This is a genomic window from Streptomyces sp. NPDC085481, assembly GCF_044541845.1.
Taxonomy (GTDB): Bacteria; Actinomycetota; Actinomycetes; order Streptomycetales; family Streptomycetaceae; genus Streptomyces.
The window spans coordinates 1051274-1071418 of record NZ_JBITTJ010000001.1 but is presented as its reverse complement, the minus strand read 5'-3'; the positions used below and the strand labels follow the sequence as shown (position 1 = coordinate 1071418).

14 protein-coding genes are annotated in these 20145 nt (G+C 72.7%); 8 read left to right on the top strand and 6 right to left on the bottom strand.

Translation table 11 applies throughout. The features are described from left to right. Positions 1–2 precede the first annotated feature (2 nt). Genes ACIGEZ_RS04890 through ACIGEZ_RS04880 form a run of 3 tightly spaced genes read right to left on the bottom strand, consistent with a single transcriptional unit; the run spans position 3 to position 4488 of the window. Positions 3–935, bottom strand: a complete 933-nt coding sequence (locus tag ACIGEZ_RS04890; RefSeq protein WP_399825712.1) for a hydroxymethylglutaryl-CoA lyase — start codon at positions 933–935, stop codon at positions 3–5. Further along, entirely contained in the window at positions 932–2866 is a 1935-nt protein-coding gene (locus ACIGEZ_RS04885) for a biotin carboxylase N-terminal domain-containing protein (protein ID WP_399825709.1), read from the bottom strand. Before ACIGEZ_RS04885 ends, ACIGEZ_RS04890 begins: the two co-directional genes overlap by 4 nt. A gap of 14 nt (positions 2867–2880) precedes the next feature. Further along, positions 2881–4488: a carboxyl transferase domain-containing protein gene (locus tag ACIGEZ_RS04880; protein ID WP_399825706.1), complete on the bottom strand. Its 1608-nt coding sequence runs from the start codon at positions 4486–4488 to the stop codon at positions 2881–2883. 87 nt (positions 4489–4575) lie between these two features. Between ACIGEZ_RS04880 and ACIGEZ_RS04875 the strand changes: the two genes are divergently transcribed. Further along, positions 4576–5178 (top strand): TetR/AcrR family transcriptional regulator, encoded by a 603-nt coding sequence (locus tag ACIGEZ_RS04875; protein WP_399825703.1) that lies wholly within the window; start codon positions 4576–4578, stop codon positions 5176–5178. A gap of 46 nt (positions 5179–5224) precedes the next feature. Further along, positions 5225–6007 carry a phosphatase gene (locus ACIGEZ_RS04870; protein ID WP_399825701.1) on the top strand — a complete coding sequence of 261 codons (783 nt, stop codon included), beginning with the start codon at positions 5225–5227 and terminating at the stop codon, positions 6005–6007. A gap of 102 nt (positions 6008–6109) precedes the next feature. On the opposite strand, the gene ACIGEZ_RS04865 is transcribed toward ACIGEZ_RS04870, so the two are convergent. The 3 genes from ACIGEZ_RS04865 to ACIGEZ_RS04855 all read right to left on the bottom strand — a co-directional run bounded on the left by ACIGEZ_RS04865 (position 6110) and on the right by ACIGEZ_RS04855 (position 9677). Continuing rightward, the gene (locus ACIGEZ_RS04865; RefSeq protein ID WP_399825699.1) at positions 6110–6979 is read right to left on the bottom strand and encodes an acyl-CoA thioesterase; all 870 of its coding nucleotides are present in this window, start codon (positions 6977–6979) and stop codon (positions 6110–6112) included. After that, positions 6980–8137 carry an acyl-CoA dehydrogenase family protein gene (locus tag ACIGEZ_RS04860; RefSeq protein WP_399825696.1) on the bottom strand — a complete coding sequence of 386 codons (1158 nt, stop codon included), beginning with the start codon at positions 8135–8137 and terminating at the stop codon, positions 6980–6982. 73 nt (positions 8138–8210) lie between these two features. After that, positions 8211–9677, bottom strand: a complete 1467-nt coding sequence (locus ACIGEZ_RS04855; RefSeq protein WP_399825693.1) for a PucR family transcriptional regulator — start codon at positions 9675–9677, stop codon at positions 8211–8213. Positions 9678–9862: 185 nt separating this feature from the next. On the opposite strand from ACIGEZ_RS04855, the gene ACIGEZ_RS04850 reads away from it, so the two are divergent. From ACIGEZ_RS04850 to ACIGEZ_RS04825, 6 genes are all read left to right on the top strand, one after another. Next, positions 9863–11344, top strand: coding sequence for a sodium:solute symporter (locus tag ACIGEZ_RS04850; protein WP_399825691.1), 1482 nt, complete (start codon positions 9863–9865; stop codon positions 11342–11344). Between the two features lie 87 nt (positions 11345–11431). After that, positions 11432–12403, top strand: coding sequence for an agmatinase (gene speB / locus ACIGEZ_RS04845; protein WP_399825689.1), 972 nt, complete (start codon positions 11432–11434; stop codon positions 12401–12403). Positions 12404–12514: 111 nt separating this feature from the next. Then, the gene (locus ACIGEZ_RS04840) at positions 12515–14197 is read left to right on the top strand and encodes a thiamine pyrophosphate-binding protein (protein ID WP_399825686.1); all 1683 of its coding nucleotides are present in this window, start codon (positions 12515–12517) and stop codon (positions 14195–14197) included. A gap of 163 nt (positions 14198–14360) precedes the next feature. Then, on the top strand, positions 14361–18107 hold the full coding sequence (locus ACIGEZ_RS04835; protein WP_399825684.1) for an ABC transporter ATP-binding protein: 3747 nt from the start codon (positions 14361–14363) through the stop codon (positions 18105–18107). Positions 18108–18239: 132 nt separating this feature from the next. After that, positions 18240–18629: a hypothetical protein gene (locus tag ACIGEZ_RS04830; protein WP_399825682.1), complete on the top strand. Its 390-nt coding sequence runs from the start codon at positions 18240–18242 to the stop codon at positions 18627–18629. An 88-nt stretch (positions 18630–18717) separates the two neighbouring features. Then, positions 18718–20136 carry an aminopeptidase gene (locus ACIGEZ_RS04825; protein WP_399825679.1) on the top strand — a complete coding sequence of 473 codons (1419 nt, stop codon included), beginning with the start codon at positions 18718–18720 and terminating at the stop codon, positions 20134–20136. Positions 20137–20145: the final 9 nt, after the last annotated feature.

Below are 20145 nucleotides of genomic sequence, written 5' to 3'. Positions count from 1 at the left end.
CGTCACTCCTTGTGGGAGAGGGCGCGGACGGTACGGGACGGGCTCGGGCGGCCCAGCTGTTCGGCCATCCACCCGCTCGTGGCGGTGAGGGCGGCCAGGTCGACCCCGGTCTCGATGCCGAGGCCGTCGAGCATCCACACCAGGTCCTCGGTGGCGAGGTTGCCGGTGGCGGACTTGGCGTACGGGCAGCCGCCGAGGCCGCCGGCGGAGGCGTCGACCGTGGTCACGCCGTGCCGGAGTGCGGCGAGCGTGTTGGACAGGGCCTGCCCGTAGGTGTCGTGGAAGTGCACGGCGATGCGGGAGGTGGGCACCCCCGCCTCGTTCAGCGCGGTCAGCAGCGCCTGGACGTGGCCCGGCGTGGCGACGCCGATGGTGTCGCCGAGGCTCAGCTCGTCGCAGCCCATCTCGGCGAGGGCCTTGGTGACGCGGACGACCTGCTCGATCGGGACGGCGCCCTCCCAGGGGTCGCCGAAGCACATCGACAGATAGCCGCGGATGGTGAGGCCCTGCTCTATGGCGCGGGTCACGACCGGCTCGAACATCGCGAGGGCCTCGTCCACGGTGCGGTTGAGGTTGGCCTTCGCGAAGGACTCGGTGGCCGAGGCGAACACGGCGACGTGGCGGGCGCCGAGCGCAAGCGCCCGGTCCAGGCCGCGCTCGTTCGGCACGAGCACCGGCAGCCGGACCGGCAGGTCGCGCACGGCCGGGAACAGCTCCTCGGCATCGGCCAGCTGGGGCACCCACTTCGGGTGGACGAAGCTGGTCGCCTCGACGGTCGACAGTCCGGCGGCGGCGAGGCGCCGCACGAACTCGGCCTTCACGGCGGTCGGGACGACCGTCTTCTCGTTCTGCAGCCCGTCCCGGGGACCCACCTCGTGGATCCGGACCCGCGCCGGGAGCGACGGGTCGGCCACGGTCATCGGCAGCCCGCTCATGCCTCGTCCTCCTCGTGGGGCGTCACGACGGCCAGGACCTGGTCCATGGCGACGGTCGTGCCGGGCGTGACGTCCAGTTCGGTGACGGTGCCGGCGTGCGGAGCGGAGATGACGTGCTCCATCTTCATCGCCTCCACCACCAGCAGACTCTGACCCGCCTCCACCTCGTCCCCGACCGCCACCTTCACCACGGTCACGGTCCCCGGCATGGGCGCGGCAAGCGTGTCCGCCCCACCGAGCCGGGCCCCGCTGAGGGCGGCGGCGACGGGGTCGTGGTCCAGCACGTGCCAGGAGTCGCCCTCGCGGCCGAGCCAGCCGTCGGCCCGGTGGAAGTGGTGGGTCACCCCGTCCACCGCGACGGTGACCGAACGGTCCGTCACCGTGGCGCTCGCGGGTGCCTGCGCCGTGACGGGTTCGAGTCCCGGTACGCGCAGCGGGAACACGGGCGGGTTCGGGGTGCCGCCCAGACGCCAGCCGCTCGGCACCGAGAACGGGTCGGTCCAGCCGGCGCGGGGCTCGGGGTCCAGCCCCGCGAGCCGTACGGCCGCCGCCGCCGCGTACACCTCGTCCGGAACGCCCTGCGGGACCAGGCTCTCCGCGTCCCGTTCCACGAGACCCGTGTCCAGGTCGCCCGCGACCACGTCCGGGTGGGCCAACAGGCGGCGGAGGAAGCCCGCGTTGGTGGGGATGCCGAGGGTGACGGTGTCGGCCAGGGCGGCGCGGAGCCGCCGCAGGGCCGTCGGGCGGTCGGGGGCGTGGACGATGACCTTCGACAGCATCGGGTCGTACAGGCTGGAGACCTCGGTGCCCTCGCTCAGGCCCGAGTCGGTGCGCGCCCCCGCGCCCTGCGGCTCGCGCAGGGCGAGGACGGTGCCGCCGGACGGCAGGAAGCCGCGCGCCGGGTCCTCCGCGCAGATGCGGGCCTCGATCGCCCAGCCGTCGAGGCGGATGTCCGACTGCCCGAAGGGCAGCGGCTCGCCCGCGGCCACCCGCAGCTGCCACTCCACCAGGTCCACGCCCGTGATCAGCTCCGTCACCGGGTGCTCGACCTGGAGGCGGGTGTTCATCTCCATGAAGTAGTACGAGGACGGGTCGCCGCCCGGCACGATGAACTCGACCGTGCCCGCGCCCACATAGCCGCAGGAGCGCGCCGCCTCGACCGCCGCCGCGCCCATCGCCGCCCGGATCTCCGGGGTCAGCAGGACGCTCGGCGCCTCCTCGATGATCTTCTGGTGGCGGCGCTGGAGCGAGCACTCGCGCTCGCCCAGGTGCACCACGTTCCCGTGCGCGTCGGCGAGGACCTGGATCTCGATGTGCCGGGGCCGGTCGATCCACCGCTCCACGAGCAGCGTGTCGTCGCCGAACGAGGACCGCGCCTCGCGCCGCGCCGCCGCGATCTCCTCCTCCAGGACCGACAGGTCCCGCACCAGGCGCATGCCCTTGCCGCCGCCGCCCGCCGAGGGCTTCAGCAGCACCGGGGCGCCCAACTCGCGGGCCGACTTCTCCAGTTCGGGGTCGGCCGCGCCCGGGACCACGGGCACGCCCGCGGCCTGGACCGTGGCCTTCGCCCGGATCTTGTCGCCCATCAGGGAGATCGCAGAGGCGGGCGGCCCGATGAAGACGAGCCCCGCGTCCGCGCACGCCTGCGCGAAGCCCGCGTTCTCGGCGAGGAAGCCGTAGCCGGGGTGGACGGCCTGCGCGCCGGTGCGGGCCGCCGCGTCGAGCAGGGCCGGAACGGAGAGGTAGGACTCGGCCGCGGCCGGCGGGCCGATCCGTACCGCCGTGTCCGCCTCCCGTACGTGCCGGGCGTCGGCGTCCGCGTCGCTGTACACGGCCACCGAGCGGACGCCCATCTCCCGCAGCGTGCGGATGACGCGGACGGCGATCTCGCCCCGGTTGGCCACGAGGACGGTGTCGAACATGTGCTGCATCGTCTGGGGTCCCCTCACATCCGGAAGACGCCGAACTGGGGGTCACCCAGGGGCGCGTTGGCACAGGCGGTCAGGGCCAGCCCCAGCACCTGCCGGGTCTCCATCGGGTCGATGACCCCGTCGTCCCACAGCCGGGCCGTCGCGTAGTAGGCGCTGCCCTGCGTCTCGTACTGCGCGCGGATCGGGTCCTTGAAGGCCTCTTCCTCCTCGGCGCTCCACGTGTCGCCGAGCTGGTCGCGCTTGACCGTGGCGAGGACGGAGGCGGCCTGCTCGCCGCCCATCACCGAGATCTTGGCGTTCGGCCACATCCACAGGAAGCGCGGGGAATACGCCCGGCCGCACATCGAGTAGTTGCCCGCGCCGTACGAGCCGCCGACGACCACGGTCAGCTTGGGCACCCGCGTGGTGGCCACGGCCGTGACCATCTTCGCCCCGTGCTTGGCGATGCCGCCGTGCTCGTACGCCTTGCCGACCATGAAGCCGGTGATGTTCTGCAGGAACACCAGCGGGATGCCGCGCTGGTCGCACAGCTCGATGAAGTGCGCGCCCTTCTGGGCGGACTCGGCGAACAGGATGCCGTTGTTGGCGACGATGCCGACCGGGTGGCCGTGGATCCTGGCGAAACCGGTGATCAGCGTCTGCCCGTACTCCGCCTTGAACTCCTGGAAGCGGGAGGCGTCCACGACCCGCGCGATCACCTCGCGCACGTCGTACGGGGTGCGCGAGTCCACCGGCACCGCTCCGTACAGCCCCGCCGGGTCGACCTTCGGCTCCTCGGCCGGCTCGACCGACCAGGGCAGCGGACCGCGCTCGGGCAGGGTGGCGACGATGTTCCGGACGATGCGCAGGGCGTGCGCGTCGTCCTCCGCCAGGTGGTCGGTGACGCCGGAGATCCGGGAGTGGACCTCGCCGCCGCCGAGCTCCTCCGCCGTCACGACCTCGCCGGTCGCGGCCTTCACCAGCGGCGGGCCGCCCAGGAAGATCGTGCCCTGGTTGCGGACGATCACGGCCTCGTCGCTCATCGCCGGCACGTACGCGCCGCCCGCGGTGCAGGAGCCGAGGACCGCCGCGATCTGCGGGATCCCGGCGCCCGACATCCGGGCCTGGTTGTAGAAGATCCGCCCGAAGTGCTCGCGGTCCGGGAACACCTCGTCCTGCATGGGCAGGAAGGCGCCGCCCGAGTCGACCAGGTAGAGGCAGGGGAGACGGTTCTCCAGCGCCACCTCCTGGGCGCGCAGGTGCTTCTTGACCGTCATCGGGTAGTACGTGCCGCCCTTGACGGTCGCGTCGTTGGCGACGATGACGCACTCGCGGCCGGAGACCCGCCCGATGCCCGCGATCACTCCGGCCGCGGGGGCCTGGTCGCCGTACATCCCGTTCGCCGCGAGCGGGGCCAGCTCCAGGAAGGGTGAGCCCGGGTCGAGCAGCGTGTCCACGCGGTCCCGCGGCAGCAGCTTGCCGCGCGCGGTGTGCCGGGCGCGGGCCTTCTCGCCACCGCCGAGCGCGGCCGCGGCGAGCTTGGCGCGCAGGGTCGCGGCCAGCTCGTGGTGGGCCGCCTCATTGGCCTGCCAGGCCGGCGACGCGGGGTCCGCCGCGCTCGTCAGCACAGGTGCCTGCTGCATCCCTCGAGCTCCCTTGCTCGGTTAATGAGCGTTAACGTATGTCCTTCAGGTTAACGACCGCTAACCGGGTTGTCTAGAATCGAATCCATGACCACCACGCCGACGACCCGGACGGGCCGGACCGACGCCACGACGCGACGCGAGCAGATCCTCAAGGAGGCCGCCCGCCTCTTCGCCGAGCGCGGCTTCCACGGTGTGGGCGTCGACGAGATAGGGGCGGCCGTCGGCATCAGCGGGCCCGGGCTCTACCGGCACTTCCCCGGCAAGGACGCCATGCTCGCCGAGCTGCTCGTGGGCATCAGCGAACGGCTGCTCGACGGCGGCCGGCTGCGGGTGGTCGAGTCGGACGGCGACCCGCGGGCCGTGCTCGGCTCCCTCATCGACGGGCACATCGACTTCGCCCTCGACGACCGGCCGCTGATCACCCTCCACGACCGCGAGCTGGACCGCCTCAAGGACGAGGACCGCAAGCGGGTGCGGCAGCTCCAGCGGCAGTACGTCGAGCTGTGGGTCGCCGTCGTCCGCGAGCTGTACCCGTCCGCGGCCGAGTCCGAGGCCCGCGCGGCGGTCCACGCGGTCTTCGGCCTCCTGAACTCGACCCCGCACCTCGCGGCGCTCGGCCGCCGGCCCATGGAGGAGCTGCTGCGCCGCCTCGCCCACGGAGCGCTGGGAGCCCTGGGCGCCCAGTAGCCGGACGGTGACGGCGTGGAGGGGGTCGCGGGGTTAAATGGGCCCCATGCCGATACTCAGCCGCGCCGCCCTCGTCGAGCACCTCGTCCGGACCCGTATCGCCGGGGACGTCGCCACCCCCCGCGACAACAACCTCAGCCACTACAGGAAGCTCGCCAACGGCGACCGGCACTACTGGCTGGGCCTGGAGCTCGGCGACCGGTGGACCGACGAGCAGGACGTGCTCGCGGTGATGGCGGAGCGCTGCGGGGTCGTGGACGACCCCGCGCACCGCGTCGGGCAGGACACCATCGACCCCGAGCTGACCGTCGACGCCCTCGACCGCATGGCCGCGCGCCTCGCCAAGGCCGCCGCCGCGCAGGAGCGGGTGCTGTTCGCCACCGGGCACCCGGGCGCGCTGATCGACGCGCACAGCCGGGTGGCGGGGGCCCTGCGGGCGCGGGGCTGCGAGATCGTGCGGATCCCGGGCGGGCTGACCGCCGACGAGGGGTACGTCGTGCAGTTCGCCGATGTCGCCGTCTTCGAGCGGGGCGCCAGCCTGTGGCACACGCACTCGCCGGAGCCCATGAACGCGATCCTCGACGGGCTCGCGGCGCTGGGTGAGCCCGCGCCGGATCTGGTGGTCGCGGACCACGGGTGGGCCGGACGTGCGGCTCAGCGGGGCGTCGACTCGGTGGGGTACGCCGACTGCAACGACCCCGCGCTGTTCCTCGCGGAGGCGGAGGGGACGATGCAGGTCACCGTTCCGCTGGACGACCACGTGGTGGACCCGCGGTCGTACGAGCCGCTGACGGCCTACCTGCTGGACGCGGCCGGGCTGGTCGGCTGACGGCCGGTGGTCCGACGGCTGATGATCCGACGGTGGCGAGGCCCCCTTCCCGCCGGCGGTGAACGCCGGCGGGAAGGGGGCCTCGCCCACCATGTCCGATGATCAGCGCGGGACGCGAACGACACCCTCCTGGATGACGGAGATCGCCAGTCGGCCGTCCTGGGTGTAGATCCGGGCCTGGCCCAGGCCGCGCCCGCCCGAGGCGGTCGGGGACTCCTGGTCGTACAGGAGCCACTCGTCGGCCCGGAAGGGGCGGTGGAACCACATCGCGTGGTCCAGGGAGGCGCCGACCACGTCGCCGACCGCCCAGCCGCCGCGTCCGTGCGCGAGGAGGATCGAGTCGAGCAGGGTCATGTCGGAGACGTACGTGGCCAGGACGACGTGGAGCAGCGGGTCGTCGGCCAGTTTGCCGTTGGTGCGGAACCAGACCTGGGAGCGCGGCTCGCGCGGCTGTCCGACCGAGCCCCACGGGGGCACCTCGGCGTAGCGGAGGTCGACGGCGGCCCTCGCCTCGATCAGCCGGTCCGCGACCTCGCGGGGGAGGTGGCGGGGCAGCATCTCGTCCGGTGTCGGCAGCGACTCCGGGTCCGGTGCGGGCGGCATGTCCGCCTGGTGGTCGAGCCCCTCCTCGTACGTCTGGAAGGACGCCGAGAGGTGGAAGATCGGCTGGCCGTGCTGGACGGCCACGACCCGGCGGGTGGTGAAGGAGCGGCCGTCGCGGATCCGGTCGACGGTGTAGACGATCGGCGCGCCCGGGTCCCCGGGGCGCAGGAAGTACGCGTGCAGGGAGTGGGCGAGCCGGTCCTCCGGGACGGTCCGCCCGGCCGCCACCAGCGCCTGGGCGGCCACCTGGCCGCCGAAGACGCGGGGGACGAGCGCCGAGCGGGACTCGCCCCGGAAGATGTCCCGCTCGATCCGCTCCAGGTCGAGCAGATCGAGCAGGGCATCCAGAGCACTGTGCGCTTCGGGCACTTACAGGCCCATCGACTTGGCGATGATCGACTTCATGATCTCGCTGGTGCCGCCGTAGATGCGGTTGACGCGGTTGTCCGCGTACAGGCGGGCGATCGGGTACTCGTTCATGTAGCCGTAGCCGCCGTGCAGCTGGAGGCAGCGGTCGATGACGCGGTGGGCGACCTCGGTGCAGAAGAGCTTGGCGCTCGCGGCCTCGGCGGGGCTCAGCTCGCCCGCGTCGAGGGCCTCCAGGGCGCGGTCGGCGACGGCCTCGGCGGCGTCGACCTCGGCCTGGCACGCGGCCAGCTCGAACTTGGTGTTCTGGAAGTGCGCGACCGGCTTGCCGAAGACCGTGCGGTCCGTGACGTACTGCTGGGCGAACCGGACGGCGGCCTTGGCCTGCGCGTACGCGCCGAAGGCGATGCCCCAGCGCTCGGAGGCCAGGTTGTGGCCGAGGTACGAGAAGCCCTTGCCCTCCTCGCCCATCAGGTCCTCGACGGGCACCTTGACGTCGACGAACGCGAGCTCGGCGGTGTCGGAGGTGCGCAGGCCCAGCTTGTCCAGCTTGCGGCCTATCGAGTAGCCCTCGGACTTGGTGTCCACGGCGAAGAGGGAGATGCCGAAGCGGCGGTCCTCGGCCGACGGGGCGGAGGTGCGGGCGCAGACGATCACGCGGTCGGCGTGGACGCCGCCGGTGATGAAGGTCTTGGCGCCGTTGAGGACGTAGTGGGTGCCGTCCTCGGAGAGCTTGGCGGTGGTCTTCATGCCCGCGACGTCGGAGCCGGTGCCCGGCTCGGTCATCGCCAGCGCCCACATCTCCTCGCCGGTGACGAACTTCGGCAGGTAGCGCTTCTTCTGCTCGTCGGTGGCGAGCATCTTGATGTACGGGAGCGCCAGGAGCACGTGCACGCCGGAGCCGCCGAACTGGACGCCCGCGCGGGCGGTCTCCTCGTAGAGGACGGCCTCGAACTTGTGGGTGTCCAGGCCGGCGCCGCCGAACTCCTCCGGCACGTTGATGCCGAAGATGCCCAGCTCGCCGAGCTTGCCGTAGAAGTCGCGCGGCGCCTGACCGGCGGCGAACCACTCGTCGTAGACCGGGACGACCTCGGCCTCGATGAAGGCGCGGATGGTCTCCCGGAACGCCTCGTGGTCCTCGTTGAATACGGTACGGCGCACGAGCCGCCTCCTTCGGGTCCGGTCGCTTTGTCTAAGCGCTTGCTCAGGCTCTGGAGACGAAGTTACCGACCGGTCAACCCGTCTGTCCAGAGTCGGCCACCGAGTGCAATGCGAACCACATCTCCATCCGCACGTCCGCGTCGTCCAGATCACACTCCAGGAGGGCTCCGCAGCGGGCGATCCGCTGGCGGACGGTGTTGCGGTGGATGCCGAGGGCCACCGCCGTCCGGTCCCAGCTGCCGTGCAGGGAGAGCCAGGTGCGCAGGGTCTCGGCCAATGCGGGGGAGAGCGGGGCGAGGAGATCGCGGGCGTACGCCGCCGCCTCGTCCCGGTCCACGAGGCCGGTGAAGCCGGCCGCCCGGTGCCGGACCAGGGGTGACCGGGTGGCCTCCGCCCTGCGCAGGGCCCGCCCGGCCTGCGCGTCGGCGGCGGAGAGCGCCTGGGCTTCGGCGGGCGCGCTGGCGCCCAGTGTCCAGCCGGGCTGGGCGGTGACCGGGGCGGAGGCGGGCAGGACGAGGCGTACCGGGCCGGGTGGGGCGGCCGGCTCCGCGCCCCCGTCCACCAGCGCGGTCCCCAATGACGCCGCCAAGGACGCCGCCGCGAACGGCGTGCCGTCGCCGCCCGTCGCGTGGACGACCGTCCACGGACCCTCGCCCAGGGTGGCGGCGGCGTCCGTCGGGGTGGCGCCCAGGAGGAGGCGGACCAGGGCCGTGTCGCGGGAGGTGACGTCGGCGGCGCGGTGAGGGGCCGTCAGGAGGGAGAGGAGGACGACCGCGACGCCCGCGATCGTGTGGTCGCCCGGATCGCGGCGGTCGGTCGCCACGCCCAGGATCAGGCCGTCGCCGCCGCCGAGCGCGTACGCGGCCAGGCGCAGTCCGCCACCGTCGCCGCTCGCCGAGGCCGGGCCGCCCGGTCGCGGGCCCACCACGCCGGCGAGGTCCGCGAGCGCCCGCCCGGCCTCCGCCGGGATCTCGCGGCCGGCCGCCGCCGACTCCGTACCGTCCGGGGAGAAGAGGGCCGCCCGGCCGCCGAGCCTGGAGGCGAGCGCGCCCAGGACCGCCGGGACCGGGGCCGGCCGGGCCGCGGCCGTGGCGAGGGACTGCTGGGCCTCGCTCACCCGGCGCAGCTCGTGCAGCCGGGCCTCCGCCATCAGCCGCCACAGCGCCCGGGCCACCGCCGTGAACGGGGTCGCGGGCGGCACCTCGATCAGCGGCAGCCCGTGCCGCTCGCACGCCTCGACGAGCGCCGGCGGCACCGTGTCGTACACCGGGGCCACCCCGAAGCCGAGCGCCGCCGCCCCCGCCTCCACGACGCGCTCCACGTACCGCGCCGGGTCCGTGAGCTGCACGCCCGCCGTCATCAGCAGTTCGCCGCCGAGGAGATACGGATAGGGGTCGGCCATCTCGGAGGTGTGCACCCAGTGCAGCGAGACGTCCCCGGGCCCCGCGAGCAGCCGGAGTCCCAGCTCCTTGCGGGCGAGCAGTGCGGCCAGTGGGACGGGTGGTGCGGGCGGGGTGGGGGTGGGCTCCGGTGCGGGCATGGGGTGGACCCTTCGTATATCCGCAGGGGTGCGTGGTGGAGGAAACGTACACTTCAGCGTCGCATTCCGGCCACCTACTGTCGTCCCATCCAGAGGCCGCGGGTACGGGCGGATGTCCCCGCGATCCGCCTCTGGTCACCTTTCCCCTGCACGACACGCCACCGAGGTGCGCGAAGGAGGGCCCCATGGCCGTCGACTACACAGTGATCGTCCTGTATCTGGCCGGCATGCTCGCGATGGGCTGGTGGGGCATGCGCCGCGCCAAGTCCAAGAGCGAGTTCCTGGTCGCCGGACGCCGCCTCGGGCCCTGGATGTACTCCGGGACGATGGCCGCCATCGTCCTCGGCGGCGCCTCCACCATCGGCGGCGTCGGCCTCGGCTACAAGTACGGCCTGTCCGGCGCCTGGATGGTCTTCACCATCGGCCTCGGCCTGCTCGCGCTCAGCGTCCTCTTCTCCGCGCGCATCGCCCGGCTGAAGGTCTACACCGTCTCCGAGATGCTCGACCTGCGCTACGGCGGCACGGCCGGCGTCATCTCCGGCGTCGTCATGTGGGCGTACACCCTGATGCTCGCGGTCACCTCGACCATCGCGTACGCCACGATCTTCGACGTCCTGTTCGACCTGCCCCGGACGGTCGCGATCGTCCTCGGCGGCACCATCGTGGTCGCCTACTCGACCCTCGGCGGCATGTGGTCCATCACGATCACCGACATGGTGCAGTTCGTGGTGAAGACCGTCGGCGTGCTCCTCCTGCTGCTGCCCATCGCCGTCGTCAAGGCGGGCGGCTTCGCCGAGATGAAGGCCGCGCTGCCCACCTCGTACTTCGAGCCGCTCGGCATCGGCGGCGAGACGATCTTCACGTACGTCCTGATCTACACCTTCGGCATGCTCATCGGTCAGGACATCTGGCAGCGGGTCTTCACCGCCCGCACCGACAAGGTCGCCAAGTGGGGCGGCACCGTCGCCGGCACCTACTGTCTGGCGTACGCGCTCGCCGGCGCCGTCATCGGCACGGCGGCCAAGGTGCTCTACCCCAAGCTGCCCAGCGCCGACGACGCCTTCGCGACCATCGTCAAGGACGAGCTGCCCATGGGCGTCCGGGGCCTGGTCCTCGCCGCCGCGCTCGCGGCCGTGATGTCCACCTCCTCCGGCGCACTCATCGCCTGCGCCACCGTCGCCAACAACGACATCTGGTCACGTCTGCGCGGCACCGTGGCGAGGAAGGGCGAGGCCGGCGGGTCCGAGCACGACGAGGTCAAGGGCAACCGGGCCTTCATCCTGATCATGGGCATCGCCGTGATCGGCATCGCCATCGCCCTCAACGACGTCGTCCAGGCCCTCACCGTCGCCTACAACCTGCTGGTCGCCGGCCTGCTCGTACCGATCCTGGGCGGTCTGCTCTGGCGCCGCGGCACCGTCCAGGGCGCACTCTCCGCGGTGATCGTCGGAGGTGTCTCCGTCATCGGCCTGATGTGGACTTACGGAATCCTTGCAAATGAGCCTGTTTACTATGGTTTGTTGGCCTCGCTCGCCGCATATGTGATCGTTTCTCTGGCGACCCCGCCGACGGACGCGGCCGTGCTCGCCCACTGGCGGGCCCGGCTGGCAGGGCAGGACACCCCGACCGAGCCCGAGACCGAAGAACGGGCGCCCGTGACCGCCTGACGGCGGCCGCACCCAGACCTCCGGCAGGGCCCCGCGACCCGGGGCCCGCCGGAAACCCACCGAGATTCACCCCAGGAGGACCCGACCATGAGCAGCAGCGACCAGAACACCCCGCGCGGCCCGATCGACTCGTCCCGCATCCCGCGGTACGCCGGTCCCGCGACGTTCGCCCGGCTGCCGCGGCTCGACGAGGTCGGCACCGCCGACGTCGCCGTGGTCGGCATCCCCTTCGACAGCGGCGTCTCCTACCGCCCCGGCGCGCGCTTCGGCGGCAACGCCATCCGCGAGGCCTCGCGCCTGCTGCGCCCCTACAACCCGGCGCAGGACGCCTCCCCGTTCGCCCTCGCCCAGGTCGCCGACGCCGGCGACATCGCGGCCAACCCGTTCAACATCAACGAGGCCGTCGAGACCATCGAGGCCGCCGCCGACGACCTGCTCGCCACCGGCGCCCGCATGATGACCCTGGGCGGCGACCACACCGTGGCCCTGCCGCTGCTGCGCTCCGTCGCCAAGAAGCACGGCCCGGTCGCCCTGCTCCACTTCGACGCCCACCTCGACACCTGGGACACCTACTTCGGCGCCGAGTACACCCACGGCACCCCGTTCCGCCGGGCCGTCGAGGAGGGCATCCTCGACACCTCCGCCCTCTCCCACGTCGGCACCCGCGGCCCGCTCTACGGCAAGCAGGACCTCACCGACGACGAGAAGATGGGCTTCGGCATCGTCACCTCCGCCGACATCTACCGCCGCGGCGCCGACGAGGTCGCCGACCAGCTCCGCCAGCGCATCGGCGACCGCCCGCTCTACATCTCCATCGACATCGACTGCCTCGACCCGGCCCACGCCCCCGGCACCGGCACCCCCGAGGCCGGCGGCATGACCTCGCGCGAGCTCCTGGAGATCCTGCGCGGCCTGTCCTCCTGCAACCTGGTCTCCGCCGACGTCGTCGAGGTCGCCCCGGCCTACGACCACGCCGAGATCACCGCCGTCGCCGCCTCCCACACCGCGTACGAGCTGACGACGATCATGTCGCGCCAGATCGCGGCGAGCCGCGCGTAACGCAGACACCGTCAGGGTCGTGTCCACTCGCCGCAGGGCGGAACGGGTGGGCACGACCCCGACCGCCGGGCCGCACCCGACCGACCACGCCACGCCCCCGAGGGACCGTTCATGACCCACGACCACGACCTGGTCCTGCGCCCGACCGCCGCACAGACCGCCGCCGCGCTCAACCCGCCCGCCGGTCGCAACGGAGGCGACCTCGTCGTCGAGACCCTCGCCGGTCTCGGTGCCACCACCGTCTTCGGCCTCCCCGGCCAGCACGCGCTCGGCATGTTCGACGCCCTGCGCCGCTCCGCGCTCCGCTACGTCGGACTGCGCGTCGAGAACAACGCGGGCTTCGCCGCCGACGCGTACGGCCGGATCACCGGCGAGGCGGCCCCGCTGCTGCTGTCCACCGGGCCCGGCGCCCTGATGTCGCTCGCCGCGCTCCAGGAGGCCGCGGCCGCCTCCACGCCCGTCCTCGCCATCGGCAGCCAGGTCCCCGTCGCCGGACTCGGCGGCGGCCGGCACGGCTATCTCCACGAGCTGCGCGACCAGCAGGCGTCCTTCCGGGACGTCGTGAAGTCCGTGCACACCGTGCGGACCCAGTCCCAGATCCCGTCCGCGATCGCCGCCGCCTGGAAGTCGGCGCTCACCGCGCCGCACGGCCCGGTCTGGGTGGAGATCCCGCAGGACGTGCTGCTCGCCGAGACCGCGCTGCCCGTGGTCACGGCGATGGACGCGACCCCGGAGGAGGTCGTCCCGCGCCCCGAGCTGACCGCGCTGGCCGCCCACCTCCTGCAGAACGCCGAGCGCCCGGCGATCATCGCGGGCGGCGGGGTCGTCCGCTCCGACGCCTCGGGCAAGCTGCTGGCGCTCGCCGAGCAGCTGAACGCCCCGGTCGTCACCACCTTCGGCGGCAAGGGCGCCTTCCCCTGGGAGCACCCGCTGTCGCTCCAGTCCTGGCTCGAGGACCGGCACACCACCGACTTCCTCGAGGACGCCGACGTCCTTTTGGTGGTCGGCTCGGGCCTCGGCGAGCTGTCCTCGAACTACCACACCTTCGCCCCGCGCGGCCGGGTGATCCAGATCGAGGCCGACCCCGGGAAGCTGGAGTCCAACCACCCGGCCCTCGGCATCCACGCCGACGCGCGCCTCGCCCTCCAGGCCCTCCTGGAGACCGTGGACGTACGCGAGGACGCCACCGCCCCGGAGCGGGTGCGGGCCGTCCTGGCGAAGGTGCGGGACCGCATCCGGGCCCAGGACCTCGGTCTGGAGCAGCAGGTCGTCGCCGCCGTGCGGGAGGCCCTGCCGGACGCGGCGCCCAGCTTCTGGGACATGACGATCCTGGCCTACTGGGCCTGGTCCGCCTTCGACGCCCGCCGCCCCAACACCATGCACTCCGCCCAGGGCGCCGGCGGCCTCGGCTACGGCTTCCCGGCGGCGCTCGGCGCGGCCGCGGCCGACCCGAGCCACCCCGTGCTCGCGGTGTCGGGCGACGGCGGCGCGATGTACTCGATCGCGGAGCTGGCGACGGCGAAGCAGTACGGCCTCGACGTCACGTGGCTGATCGTCGACGACGGCGGCTACGGCATCCTGCGCGAGTACATGACGGGCGCCTTCGGCGAGGCCACGGCGACCGAACTGGCCCGCCCGGACTTCGTCGCCCTCGCCGAGTCCTTCGGCGTCCCGGCCGCCCTCACCACCCCGGACACCCTCACCGCGGACCTCGCCAAGGCCCTGGCGACCCCGGGCCCGTCGGTCGTGGTGCTGCCGGCCCTGCTGCGGATGTTCGAGCCGACGCACCTGTGAGGGACGGGCCCGACCGTTCCGGGGTCCTAGGACCCCGGAACGGCCAGGCCGGGACCTCCGGCCGGTCTTCGGCCCGGGATTGTTGCGGCGGGATGAAATCGCACGTCGGCCGTGTTGGGGCTTCCGGTAGAGCAGTACGGACGGGAGGCGCCTCGTGGCGGCGGTGGGGCAGAAACAGGCCAAGCGGGAAGAGGCCGGGCAGCGGCGGCAGGGCTGGGCGCGCCGGCTGTGGGGCTACGCCTGGCGGTACCGGACCAACGTCGTGCTCGCGCTGGGGTCGTCCCTGGCGGGCATGGCCGTGCTCGCGCTCGTCCCGCTCATCACCAAGGTCGTCATCGACGAGGTCATCGGCTCGAAGACCGGGTCCCTGGGCCTGTGGACCGGGCTCCTGATCGCCTCCGCCGTCGTCGTCTACGGCCTCACCTACGTCCGGCGCTATTACGGCGGCCGCCTCGCCCTCGACGTCCAGCACGACCTGCGCACCGAGATGTTCGGGACGATCACCCGGCTCGACGGGCGGCGGCAGGACGAGCTGTCCACCGGGCAGGTCGTCGGACGGGCCACCAGCGACCTCCAGCTCATCCAGGGGCTGCTCTTCATGCTCCCGATGACCATCGGGAACGTGCTGCTGTTCCTCATCTCGCTCGGCGTGATGGCCGCCCTCTCGCTGCCCCTGACCCTGATCGCCCTGGCCCTCGCCCCCGCCCTGTGGTGGATCGCCCGACGCAGCCGTACCCGCCTCCACCCCGCCACCTGGTACGCGCAGGCGCAGGCCGCCGCCGTCGCCGGCGTCGTGGACGGCTCCGTCACCGGGGTCCGGGTCGTGAAGGGCTTCGGACAGGAGGAGCAGGAGACCGGCAAGATCCGCGAGGCCGGCCGGAAGCTCTTCGCGGGCCGGCTGCGCACCATCCGGCTCAACTCCCGCTACACCCCCGCGCTCCAGGCGGTCCCTGCCCTCGGCCAGGTCGCCGTCCTCGCCCTCGGCGGCTGGCTCGCCTACCGCGGCCAGATCACCCTCGGCACCTTCGTCGCCTTCTCCTCCTACCTCGCCTCGCTGGTCGGCCCGGTCCGCATGCTCGCCATGGTCCTCACCGTCGGCCAGCAGGCCCGCGCCGGCGTCGAGCGGGTCCTGGAGCTCATCGACACCGAGCCGACCATCGAGGACGGCACCAAGGAGCTCCCGGCCGACGCGCCCGCCACGGTCGAGTTCGACGACGTCTCGTTCGCCTATGAAGACGGCCGCCCCGTCCTCGAGGGTTTCTCGCTGGAGATCCGGCCCGGCGAGACCGTCGCCGTCGTCGGCGCCTCCGGGTCCGGCAAGTCCACCGTCTCGCTGCTGCTGCCCCGCTTCTACGACGTGAGCCACGGCGCCGTCCTCGTCGGCGGCCTCGACGTCCGCGAGCTCACCCTGGACTCGCTGCGCGCGGCGATCGGCCTCGTCCCCGAGGACAGCTTCCTGTTCTCCGACACGGTCCGCGCCAACATCGCGTACGGCGCTCCCGACGCCACCCAGGAGCAGATCGAGACCGCCGCCCGCGCCGCCCAGGCGGACCGGTTCATCGCCGAGCTGCCCGCGGGCTACGACACCAAGGTCGGCGAGCACGGACTCACCCTGTCCGGCGGCCAGCGCCAGCGCATCGCGCTCGCCCGTGCCATCCTCACCGACCCTCGGCTGCTCCTCCTCGACGACGCCACCTCCGCCGTCGACGCCCGGGTCGAGCACGAGATCCACGAGGCCCTGAAGTCCGTCATGGCGGGCCGCACCACCCTGCTCATCGCCCACCGTCGCTCCACCCTCGGCCTCGCCGACCGGATCGCCGTCCTCGACGAGGGCCGGCTCTCCGACATCGGCACGCACGAGGAGCTGGAGCAGCGCTCCGCCCTCTACCGGCGGCTGCTCACCGACCCCGACGAGCTGGGCGCCGTCTCACCGGGCCACGCCCTGCCGGTCGAGGTGCCCGAGGACCGCACGCTGCGGGCCGAGCTGGACGCCGAGTTCGACGCCGAGCGGGGCATCACGCCCACCCTGTGGGTGCGCGAGGAGACCGACGACCGGGAGACCGCGGCCCCGGGGGCCACGCCCGAGCTGCTCGCCGCCGTCGAGGCCCTGCCGCCCGCGACCGACACCCCGGACGTCGACGAGGACCGCGCCGTCGCCCCCGAGACCTCGTACGGGCTGCGCCGTCTGCTGAGCGGCTTCGGCCTTCCGCTGCTGGTCAGCCTCGGCCTGGTCGCCCTCGACGCGGGCATGGGCCTGCTGCTGCCGGTCCTCATCCGGCACGGCATCGACGAGGGCGTCAACCGGCTGGCCATCGGCGCCGTGTGGGCCGCCTCCGCGCTCGCCCTGGTGACCGTCCTGGTCCAGTGGGCGGCGCAGACCGCCGAGACCCGGATGACCGGCCGCACGGGCGAGCGGATCCTCTACTCGCTGCGGCTGAAGATCTTCGCCCAGCTCCAGCGGCTCGGCCTGGACTACTACGAGCGCGAGCTCACCGGCCGGATCATGACCCGGATGACCACGGACGTCGACGCCCTGTCGACCTTCCTGCAGACGGGTCTGGTCACCGCGTTCGTCTCCGTCGTCACCTTCTTCGGCATCATGGTCGCCCTGCTGGTGCTCGACCTCCAGCTGGCCCTGGTCGTCTTCGCGACCCTGCCGGTGCTCGCGGTTGCCACGTACTTCTTCCGCCGCTCCAGCGTCAAGGCGTACGAACTGGCCCGCGAGCGGATCAGCGTGGTCAACGCCGATCTCCAGGAGTCGGTCGCCGGACTGCGGATCGTGCAGGCCTTCCGGCGCGAGCGCACCGGCGCCCAGCGCTTCACCGACCGCAGCGTGGAGTACCGCGAGGCCCGCGTCCACGGCCAGTGGCTGATCTCGGTCTACTTCCCCTTCGTCACCCTGCTGTCCTCGGTGGCCGCCGCGGCCGTCCTGATCGTCGGCGCGAACCGCATCGAGGCCGGCACGCTCACGACGGGTGCGCTGGTCGCCTACCTGCTCTACATCGACCTGTTCTTCGCGCCCGTGCAGCAGCTGTCCCAGGTCTTCGACGGCTACCAGCAGGCCGCCGTCTCGCTGAAGCGGATGCAGGAGCTCCTCCAGGAGCCGACCTCCACCGCCGCCGCGGACGCCCCGCGGGAGGTGCGGTCGCTGCGCGGCGAGATCGCGTTCGAGGGCGTCTCCTTCGCCTACGGGGATGAGGAAGAGGCCCTGACGGGCATCGACCTGCGCATCCCGGCCGGCCAGACCGTCGCCTTCGTCGGCGAGACGGGCGCGGGCAAGTCGACGCTGGTCAAGCTGGTCGCCCGGTTCTACGACCCGACGGGCGGCCGGGTCACCGCCGACGGCACCGACCTGCGCGAGCTCGACCTCACCTCGTACCGCCACCGGCTCGGCGTCGTGCCCCAGGAGGCGTACCTCTTCGCCGGGACGATCCGCGACGCCATCGCGTACGGCCGCCCCGACGCGACCGACGCCGAGGTGGAGGCCGCGGCCCGCGCGGTCGGCGCGCACGACATGATCGCCACCCTCGACGGCGGCTACCTCCACGAGGTCGCCGAACGCGGCCGCAACCTGTCGGCGGGCCAGCGCCAGCTGATCGCCCTGGCCAGGGCCGAACTGGTCGACCCCGACGTCCTGCTCCTGGACGAGGCCACCGCCGCGCTCGACCTGGCGACCGAGGCCCAGGTCAACGCGGCCACCGACCGTCTGGCCGGCCGCCGTACGACCCTGGTCGTCGCGCACCGCCTCACCACCGCGGCCCGCGCCGACCGGGTGGTCGTCATGGACCACGGCCGCGTCGCCGAGGACGGCACGCACGACGAGCTCCTCGCCCTCGACGGCACGTACGCGGAGCTCTGGCGGACGTTCATCGGCGAGGACATAAGCGAGGAGGAGCCCGAGCGGGTGTAGTGCGCGCGGGCAACCGCGGGCAACCCGCAGCCGACTCGCAGGCGACTCGCAGGCAACCGAACCCGGCCCGGCTGCGTCGTATGCACGTACGACAGAGTCAGGGGAGGGGTGCAGGTGTTCGGTGGGGCTGGAGTGACGTCGAGAAGACGACGGCTGTGCGCTTACCTGCTCGCCCTGGTCGTCGCCGCGGGCGGACTCGTGCTCGCCGGACCCGGCGCCGGGTCCGCCGATGCCGTCTCCGTGTGCCAGGGTCGTCCCACCCGCACCATCGGATTCTCCACCGGTGAGCTGCGGCTCTACCGGACCCGGCACTACGTGTGCGCGGTCGCCGTCGCCAAGCGGCCCGGCGGGCCGCGGGCGATGTCGGTGTCGCTGCAGCCGCGCGGCGGGCGGGCCGCCGTCGTCGCCGGGCGGCTCTCCCGGCAGGCCGGGCCGGTCACGGTGCACGCCCTCAACCGCTGTGTGCGCGCCTCCGCCTCCGTCGCCGGCCGGGGCGCGTCCACCGGCTGGATCCTGTGCTGAGCCGTATGTAAGTCCCAACCGGGTCTGGCGGTCCGCACGTTGACCCCGCTAGGTTCACCGCGACGTTGTGAACCAATGGGGAGGGTGCATGCGCAAGGCGCTGAGATGGCTGCTGTCGCTCGTGGTGCTCATAGGCACCATCAGCACAGCCGGAGCGGCCACCGCCGCCGAATCGGCCACCGGCACGGACATCAAGGACCGCATCCTGGCGATCCCCGGGATGAGCCTGATCGAGGAGAAGCCGTACGCCGGCTACCGCTTCTTCGTCCTGGACTACGTCCAGCCGGTCGACCACCACCGCCCGTGGGCGGGCACGTTCAAGCAGCGGATCGCGGTCCTCCACAAGGACACGAACCGCCCGACGGTCTTCCGCACCAGCGGCTACGGGCTCAGCACCACCCCGAGCCGGAGCGAGCCGACCCGGATCGTCGACGGCAACCAGATCTCCATGGAGTACCGCTTCTTCACGCCGTCCCGGCCGCAGCCGGCCGACTGGTCGAAGCTGGACATCTGGCAGGCCGCGAGCGACCAGCACCGCATCTTCACGGCGCTGAAGGGGATCTACGGCAAGAAGTGGCTCTCCACCGGCGCCTCCAAGGGCGGCATGACGGCCACGTACTACGAGCGCTTCTACCCGCGCGACATGGACGGCGTCGTCGCCTACGTGGCGCCCAACGACGTGGTCGACAACGAGGACTCGGCGTACGACCGCTTCTTCGCGAACGTCGGCACCAAGGAGTGCCGCGACCGGCTGAACGCGATGCAGCGCGAGGCGCTGGTCCGCCGTGAGCCGCTGGAGAAGAAGTACCAGGCGTGGGCCGAGGGCGAGAGCGCCACCTTCACCACGGTCGGCTCGCTCGACAAGGCCTTCGAGGCCGTCGTCCTCGATTTCGTGTGGGGCTTCTGGCAGTACTACGGCGAGGACGTCTGCGACCAGATCCCGGACGCGGCGACCGCGAGCGACGACACCGTCTACGAGACGATCGACGCCTACTCCGGCTGGTCCGCCTACACCGACCAGGGCCTGGAGACGTACACCCCGTACTACTACCAGGCGGCGACCGAGCTCGGCTCGCCCACCATCAAGCAGCCGCACCTGGCCGGCCTGAGCCGCTACGGCTACCAGCCCGCCCGTAACTTCGTGCCGCGCGAGATCCCGATGAAGTTCAAGCCGTGGGTCATGCGGGACGTCGACCAGTGGGTGCGCAAGAACGCCCACCGGATGCTCTTCGTCTACGGCGGCAACGACCCGTGGGGCTCCGAGCCCTTCCACGTCGGCAAGGGCGCGCGCGACAGCTACGTGTACGTCGCGCCGGGCGCCAACCACGGGGCCAGCGTGGCCGGTCTGGTCGAGGCCGAGAAGGCCAACGCCACCGGCCGCATCCTCGCCTGGGCCGGGGTCGACGCCCCCGCCGTGCAGGCCGCCGAGCCGCTGGCGCGCTTCGACGCCCGCCTCGACAAGGCGGTCGACGAGGACGCGACCCGGGAGCACGGGCTGCGCCCGTAGTCCCGGTTC

Bases quoted from the DNA above. Each gene is read 5' to 3' on its own strand.
- ACIGEZ_RS04850 (WP_399825691.1), top strand. From the start codon at position 9,863: ATGGCCGTCGACTACACAGTGATCGTCCTGTATCTGGCCGGCATGCTC.
- ACIGEZ_RS04825 (WP_399825679.1), top strand. From the start codon at position 18,718: ATGCGCAAGGCGCTGAGATGGCTGCTGTCGCTCGTGGTGCTCATAGGC.
- ACIGEZ_RS04855 (WP_399825693.1), bottom strand. From the start codon at position 9,677: ATGCCCGCACCGGAGCCCACCCCCACCCCGCCCGCACCACCCGTCCCA.
- ACIGEZ_RS04885 (WP_399825709.1), bottom strand. From the start codon at position 2,866: ATGCAGCACATGTTCGACACCGTCCTCGTGGCCAACCGGGGCGAGATC.
- ACIGEZ_RS04840 (WP_399825686.1), top strand. From the start codon at position 12,515: ATGACCCACGACCACGACCTGGTCCTGCGCCCGACCGCCGCACAGACC.
- speB (WP_399825689.1), top strand. From the start codon at position 11,432: ATGAGCAGCAGCGACCAGAACACCCCGCGCGGCCCGATCGACTCGTCC.
- ACIGEZ_RS04875 (WP_399825703.1), top strand. From the start codon at position 4,576: ATGACCACCACGCCGACGACCCGGACGGGCCGGACCGACGCCACGACG.
- ACIGEZ_RS04870 (WP_399825701.1), top strand. From the start codon at position 5,225: ATGCCGATACTCAGCCGCGCCGCCCTCGTCGAGCACCTCGTCCGGACC.
- ACIGEZ_RS04880 (WP_399825706.1), bottom strand. From the start codon at position 4,488: ATGCAGCAGGCACCTGTGCTGACGAGCGCGGCGGACCCCGCGTCGCCG.
- ACIGEZ_RS04890 (WP_399825712.1), bottom strand. From the start codon at position 935: ATGAGCGGGCTGCCGATGACCGTGGCCGACCCGTCGCTCCCGGCGCGG.